Below are 1,211 nucleotides of genomic sequence, written 5' to 3'. Positions count from 1 at the left end.
ACATCGGCACTAGGTAAACCAAATCGAGTCCGTGTATCGATAACCGTTACTACATTACCGCGCAGATTGATAATACCCAACACATAGTTAGGTGCGCCTGGCACGGGGGCAATTTCAGTATAACGTAATACTTCCTGAATCTGCATTACGTTAATACCATACGTCTCGTCTGCTAAGCGAAAAGTGACGTTTTGCAGAATCGGATCTTCAGCAGCATGGCTACTGTGCCCAGTGTTTGATGTCATTAGTTGACCCCTTACCTATTTCCTAAAAGACAATAATTCGCGCCAAGTTTTCAAAGCTTTACTCTCTCACGTCAAAAACTTAACAGATCATCTTCTAAATATAGAGCATCGCACAATCTATGCCAGAAAATAGTGACACAATTATCAAGAAATTGAGCTTCCATTGCCAGAAGCTTTCTCTTCTAGCATCAAGCTCATTACGTCTGCGTCGAGTAAAGCACACATATGCCCTATCACCGTACCAGATAACCACGCTCGACTCGTACGCTCACTGCGCCATTTAACCATATCAGGTTCAAGCTGAATGGATTCGTGAACTGAGTCGCAAGCTAAGCCCCAATTATTTCCACCCAGTCTAATAATGAACTGATATCCGGCCCGAGCATCCTCGCTCCAACGGTCCGGCATGACCCATTGAGCTGTATCGACCACTCTGACATTTCTATCCAAATGTCTATACAAGCCCATAAAATAATCTGCCCGGCCGACAATTGGCGTGAGCTCCTTTTCAATTTTATAGATTGCACCGAGAGAAACTAAAGGCACCGCAAGCTTTAAACCTGCTACAGAAAAGATCAAACACTCGAAGCGATCTTGAGCCCATGAAGGCGGCCCAACTNGTNCAGGCTAGGGAGGCTGTGACTACTGAAGTTTCTGAAATTGAAAAGATACATGAAAAAAGAACAGCTTTGGTTACGCCTGGTGAGCCTGGACAAGTTGGGCCGCCTTCATGGGCTCAAGATCGCTTCGAGTGTTTGATCTTTTCTGTAGCAGGTTTAAAGCTTGCGGTGCCTTTAGTTTCTCTCGGTGCAATCTATAAAATTGAAAAGGAGCTCACGCCAATTGTCGGCCGGGCAGATTATTTTATGGGCTTGTATAGACATTTGGATAGAAATGTCAGAGTGGTCGATACAGCTCAATGGGTCATGCCGGACCGTTGGAGCGAGGATGCTCGGGCCGGATATC

At 45.5% G+C, this 1,211-nt stretch carries 2 protein-coding genes and 1 pseudogene; 1 reads left to right on the top strand and 2 read right to left on the bottom strand.

The genetic code is table 11. The features are described from left to right. A partial coding sequence (locus tag A3756_RS25580; protein ID WP_197481548.1) for a chemotaxis protein CheW occupies nt 1–245 on the bottom strand: 245 nt, incomplete at its 3' end. Nucleotides 246–389: 144 nt separating this feature from the next. Further along, complete coding sequence (locus tag A3756_RS25575) at nt 390–824, bottom strand: CheW domain-containing protein (RefSeq protein WP_068555025.1); 435 nt, start codon at nt 822–824, stop codon at nt 390–392. 59 nt (nt 825–883) lie between these two features. Between A3756_RS25575 and A3756_RS25570 the strand changes: the two are divergent. Continuing rightward, nucleotides 884–1,211 (top strand): annotated as a pseudogene (locus A3756_RS25570) (chemotaxis protein CheW); the annotation flags it as partial.

This window comes from Oleiphilus sp. HI0086 (assembly GCF_001635225.1).
The sequence above is the reverse complement of the archived record's forward strand: the minus strand, read 5'-3'. Positions and strand labels throughout refer to the sequence as shown.